Source organism: Frankia sp. CeRuru1, assembly GCF_977966315.1.
Genome location: NZ_CDWWEW010000099.1, coordinates 1 through 4,841, shown reverse-complemented (window position 1 = coordinate 4,841; position 4,841 = coordinate 1). Strand labels below are relative to the sequence as shown.

Genomic DNA, 4,841 nt, shown 5'->3' with positions numbered 1-4,841 from the left:
TGCTTCACACTCTCGATCGGCTCGGCGTGTCCCCGGCCGCGGCCGTCATGGTCGGCGACGCGCTCACCGACCTCGCCAGCGCCCGCGCGGCCGACGTCGCCGCGGTCGCCGCGCTCTGGGCCGCGCCGGAGGAGGACGAGCTGGTCGCCTCCGGTCCGGACGCCGTCCTGCGGCGGCCGGCCGAGCTGCTGGCACTGTGCCCGCCGGTCCCGGCTGGTTAGACGTCCCGCGGCGGGGCGGGCCGGGCCGGCACGGCCGCGGGCAGCTGGGCACGGAGGTCGTCGACGAGGTCGGCCGTCGCCTCGGGCCCGTCGGCCACGCCGAACACCTGGTAGTCGGGCCGGACCAGCACCGATGTCGCGCCGTGCCGGGCCAGGAGACCGCTGTAGACGCCGTCACGATCGACGACGTCCGCGCTTCCGCAGGCGCGGACGTCGTCGGCGACCACCCGCCGGACGTGAGCCGGAAGATTCCGCAGGAAGCGCAGCCGTTCCCCGCCCAGCTCCGCGGGGTCGCCTGCGGTCAGCAGCACGAAACCTCGCCCCACGACGTCGTCGAAGCGGCCTTCCCGGCCGCCGGTGGCGACCCGACCCTGCGGCACCACGACGCCCGCGCCGGCGGCCGGGTCACCGGACGCGGGGTCACGGCGCAGGAGCCCGGTGGTCAGTGGCTTCGGTGGTTCGGGCCGACCCGTGCCGCGGGCCGCGGCCCCCGCGAGCACGGTGGCGTCGCGTTCCGCGGCCGCGGTCGGGTCGGTCACGCAGATCACCCGCCCAAGCTGCACCGAGGCCAGGATGGACTCGCGTACCTGCTCCCGGCGTTCCTCGGTGTAGGTGTCAAGCAACGCCGCCCCGGCCTGCCCTCGCAGCACGAGGTCGAGTTTCCAGGCCAGGTTGGTGGCGTCGCGAATCCCCGAGCACATGCCCTGGCCGGCGAACGGTGGCATGAGATGGGCGGCGTCACCGGCGAGCAGCACGTGCCCGGCCCGCCAGCGCTCGGCCCACCGGGCCTGGAACACGTAGGTGGTGCTGCGCAGCAGCCTCGCCGTGTCCGGGGTGACGCCATGCTGGGCGAGCAGCCGCCAGGCCGTCTCGTCGCGGTTCAGCTCGGCACTGCTCTCGCCGGGCAACCGCATGAACTCCCATCGCCGGTGGCCGGGCCCGCTGCCGACCAGCGTGGTCGGCCGGGCCGGGTCGCAGACCTGCACGTTGGTGGGCGTGAACTCGCGCTCCTGGCGCAGCCTGACGTCACAGAGCAGCCATTCGTAGGAGAACCCGAGATCGGTCACCGGCACGTCGAGATGGTCGCGCACGAAACTGCTGGCTCCGTCGCAGCCGACCAGCCAGCGGGCGGAGAACGTCGTCTCACCCTCGTCGCCCGCAGTGGTGACGGTGACGCCGTGCTCGCCGTCCCTGATGTCGGTGACCTCATGCCCTCGGCGCAGGCGCAGCCCGGCCAGCTCTGCCGCCCGCCCGGCGACCAGCTCCTCCAGAGCGGGCTGGTGCATGGTGCTGGCATCGGGCCAGCCGAACGGCCCGTCGGCGGTGAAGGCGATGTCCAACAGCACGCGGCCGTCGGCCGTCCGCCACTGGTAGCCCGTCGCCGGTTCGGTCACGCCCGGCAGCCGCGGCCCGATCCCGGTGGCGGCCAGCAGCCGTGCGGTCTCGCCGTCGAAGCTCGTGGCCCGGGGCAGCAGGTAGGGCCGGGGCCGGCGTTCCAGCACCGTGACCCGATGGCCCTGCTGCGCCAGCAGCACCGACAGCACGGCACCGACCGGGCCGTTGCCGACCACGAGAACGTCGGCGTTGTCCGGATTCTCGTCAGGCATTGTCCATCCCTACGCGCGCCGGAGAATGCCTGCAGGCTAATGGCGAGCGCCCCTCCCGCCCCCGGTGGCCGGGATTCCTTATCAGACCTGGTGATGCCGAGGCCCGCCGCGATCCACCTACGGTGCTGTCTGTACGCGGGACCAATGTGCCAACGGCGGAAGGAGCCCACGGCGGATGAGTGGCACGAGTTGGACGCGGGTGTACGAGGCGGTGCCGGACGCTCCCGTGCGCCTGGTGTGTTTCCCGCACGCCGGCGGGTCGGCCAGCTTCTTCTACCCGGTGGCGAAAGCCCTGGCCCCGCAGGTCGAGACGGTCGCGATCCAGTACCCGGGCCGCCAGGACCGCCGGCACGAGCCCAACCTCACCATGCTGTCCGAGCTGGCAGAGCACAGCTTCGCGGCAGTGCGTGGGCTGGCGGGCAGGCCACTGGCGCTGTTCGGCCACAGCATGGGCGCGCTGGTGGCGTACGAGGTCGCGCTCCGGCTGGCGGCCGCCGGGCTGCCCGCCCCCGTGCGGCTCTTCGCCTCCGCGCGGCGCGCGCCGTCCCGGTACCGCGACGAGCATCTGCGAACCGAGCCGGACGACAGACTCGTGTCCGAACTGCTCAAGCTCAACGGCACCAGCCAGGCGATGCTGTCCGATCCCGAGGTCGTCGAGATGATCATATCGCCGCTGCGGGCCGACTACCACGCCGTCGAGACCTACCGCCATGAGCCGGGGCGTGCGCTGGACTGCCCGATCACCGTGCTGATGGGCGACGCCGACCCCCAGGTCTCGACCGAGGAAGCCCAGGACTGGAGCGCACACACCCGTGCCGAGACCGACCTGAGGACCTTCGAGGGCGGCCACTTCTACCTCGTCGACCGAGCGAGCGAGGTGCTGGACCTCCTGCGCGCCAGCCTCCTGCCGGTTCCGGCCGTCCTGACCCGCATCCGGCCCGCGAGGCCGGATCTCCGGCCACCGATGGAGACGACACCATGACGAAGCCTGCTCTGGAGGCTCACGACGAGCTGGTCCGTGACCTGCTGGGACTCTGGTTCACCCCGCCGTCCGGCGACTCCGACCTGGTCGGGGGCTTCCTGCGGATCTTCGCCGACCCCGTCCGGGTGAACGGGACGCCGGTCCCCGTCGCGGGGCTCGCGGCCCAGGTCCGCGGCCTGCACCTCGCCTACGAAGGCCTGGTGGCCAAGGTCTCGCTCCAGATTCCGACAGCGCAGGGCGTAGCCCTCGCGTTCGAGATGCGCGGCCGGCACGTCGGCCCGCTGCCCACCCCGATCGGCACCCTGGAGGCGACCGGCCGCAGCGTCCGGGTGCCCACGATCGAGGTCCTCACGATCGAGGACGGCCAGATCACCGCGCTCCAAGTGATCGCCGACGAGCTGGTGCTGCTGCGCGAACTCGGCGCGCTACCAGAAGCGCCAGCATGACGACGGCTTCGCTGCCCGCGACGGGCAACAACGAGAAACTGGACCGCAACGTCCTGATGGTCGGGGGCGTGACGGCACTCGGCGCCATCATGTCCATCCTCGACACCACTGTGGTCAGCGTGGCGTTGCCCACCTTCCAGCGCGAGTTCCACGCGTCCTACGTGACCGTCGCCTAGACGATGACGGCCTACACGCTCGCGCTGGCCATGGTGATCCCGGCGACCGGATGGGCCGCCGACCGATTCGGTACGAAGCGCCTGTACCTGGCCTCGATCGTGCTGTTCACCACCGGGTCGGCGCTGTGCAGCGTCGCGTGGGACATCGGTCCCCTGATCGCGTTCCGCGTATTGCAGGGATTCGGCGGCGGCATGCTGATGCCCCTCAGCATGACCATGCTGACCCGGGCAGCCGGTCCGGACCGGGTCGGCCGAGTGATGGCGATGCTGGGGATACCGATGCTGCTGGGCCCGATCGGCGGACCCATCCTCGGCGGGTGGCTGATCCAGACCGCCAGTTGGCCCTGGATCTTCCTGATCAACGTTCCGATCGGCATCGTTGCCTTCGTCGCCTCGCTCCATGTGCTGGACAAGGACCAGCCGCAGCCCGGTGAGTCGTTCGACTTTCTCGGCATGCTTCTTTTGTCGCCAGGGCTCGCCCTGCTCCTCTACGGGGTCTCCTCGATTCCCGGGGCCGGGACCGTCGCCGCCGTGAAGGTCCTCGTCCCGGGCATCGTCGGACTGGCCCTGATGATCGGCTTCACGCTGCACGCGCTGCGTCAGGACCATCCGCTGGTCGATCTTCGCCTGTTCACCAACCGGAACCTCACCGTCTCGGTGGTCACCGGAACGCTGTTCGCGGTCGCGTTCATGGGCAGCATGCTGCTGTTTCCCAGCTACTTTCTGCAGGTGCGGGGCCAGAGCACGCTGAACGCCGGGCTGCTCGTGGCGCCGCAGGGACTGGGCGCCATGCTGACCATGCCTTTGGCCGGCCGGCTCACCGACCGGACAGGTCCGGGAAGGATCGTGCTCGGCGGCCTTGCGCTGATCGCGGCCGGCATGGCCGTGTTCACCCAGGTGACCACCACCTCCTCCTTTCCGCTCCTGACGGGTGCGTTGTTCGTGATGGGGCTCGGGATGGGGATGACCCTGATGCCGATCACGTCGGCGGCCCTGGCCACCCTCACCGACCACCAGATCGCCCGTGGATCGACGATGATGAATATCATTCAACAGACCGCCGGCTCCATCGGAACAGCGGTCCTGTCGGTTGTTCTCACCAACCAGGTGCTCGCCGGGTCCGCCGCGAGTACCTACAGTGCTGTGTCGCAGGGTGCGGTGCCCTCCAGCGAAGTGACCAGCGAGGTACTGGACCAGGGTCGCTCCGCCCTCGCGACCGCCTTCGGGCACACGTATCTGGTCGCACTCGTCCTGATCGCCTGCTGCGTGGTGCCGGCGCTCTTCCTGCCACGGCAAAAGGTCGTCCAGGAACCTGTGCTCCGCACATCTGGTTTCGATGGGTTGACGGGGCCGGTTGATGATCACGGTGGGTGGGTGGGATCGACGCCGAGGAGGTCAAGGACGCGCTG

At 70.7% G+C, this 4,841-nt stretch carries 6 protein-coding genes; 5 read left to right on the top strand and 1 reads right to left on the bottom strand.

Annotated features, from left to right (window positions below; all coding sequences use genetic code 11):
• Positions 1-221 (top strand): HAD hydrolase-like protein (locus tag AC08OP_RS09895; protein ID WP_476613919.1); only part of this gene is annotated, 221 nt, incomplete at its 5' end.
• On the opposite strand, the gene mhpA is transcribed toward AC08OP_RS09895, so the two are convergent.
• Complete coding sequence (gene mhpA / locus AC08OP_RS09890) at positions 218-1,828, bottom strand: bifunctional 3-(3-hydroxy-phenyl)propionate/3-hydroxycinnamic acid hydroxylase MhpA (protein WP_476613918.1); 1,611 nt, start codon at positions 1,826-1,828, stop codon at positions 218-220. The genes AC08OP_RS09895 and mhpA overlap by 4 nt on opposite strands.
• 175 nt (positions 1,829-2,003) lie before the next feature.
• Here mhpA and AC08OP_RS09885 point away from each other — a divergent pair, with 175 nt between their 5' ends.
• From AC08OP_RS09885 to AC08OP_RS09870, 4 genes are all read left to right on the top strand, one after another.
• A complete protein-coding gene (locus AC08OP_RS09885) occupies positions 2,004-2,810 on the top strand; it encodes a thioesterase II family protein (protein ID WP_476613917.1) in 807 nt (268 codons plus the stop codon).
• Positions 2,807-3,256 (top strand): ester cyclase, encoded by a 450-nt coding sequence (locus AC08OP_RS09880; protein ID WP_476613916.1) that lies wholly within the window; start codon positions 2,807-2,809, stop codon positions 3,254-3,256. Before AC08OP_RS09885 ends, AC08OP_RS09880 begins: the two co-directional genes overlap by 4 nt.
• A complete protein-coding gene (locus tag AC08OP_RS09875; RefSeq protein ID WP_476613915.1) occupies positions 3,253-3,432 on the top strand; it encodes a hypothetical protein in 180 nt (59 codons plus the stop codon). The genes AC08OP_RS09880 and AC08OP_RS09875 overlap by 4 nt, the downstream gene beginning before the upstream one ends.
• A 3-nt stretch (positions 3,433-3,435) precedes the next feature.
• Positions 3,436-4,841: DHA2 family efflux MFS transporter permease subunit (locus tag AC08OP_RS09870; protein ID WP_476613914.1), on the top strand; the 1,406-nt coding region annotated here is incomplete at its 3' end.

Excerpts from the sequence above, each read along its gene's own strand:
- mhpA (WP_476613918.1), bottom strand. The coding sequence starts at position 1,828 with ATGCCTGACGAGAATCCGGACAACGCCGACGTTCTCGTGGTCGGCAAC.
- AC08OP_RS09885 (WP_476613917.1), top strand. The coding sequence starts at position 2,004 with ATGAGTGGCACGAGTTGGACGCGGGTGTACGAGGCGGTGCCGGACGCT.
- AC08OP_RS09880 (WP_476613916.1), top strand. The coding sequence starts at position 2,807 with ATGACGAAGCCTGCTCTGGAGGCTCACGACGAGCTGGTCCGTGACCTG.
- AC08OP_RS09875 (WP_476613915.1), top strand. The coding sequence starts at position 3,253 with ATGACGACGGCTTCGCTGCCCGCGACGGGCAACAACGAGAAACTGGAC.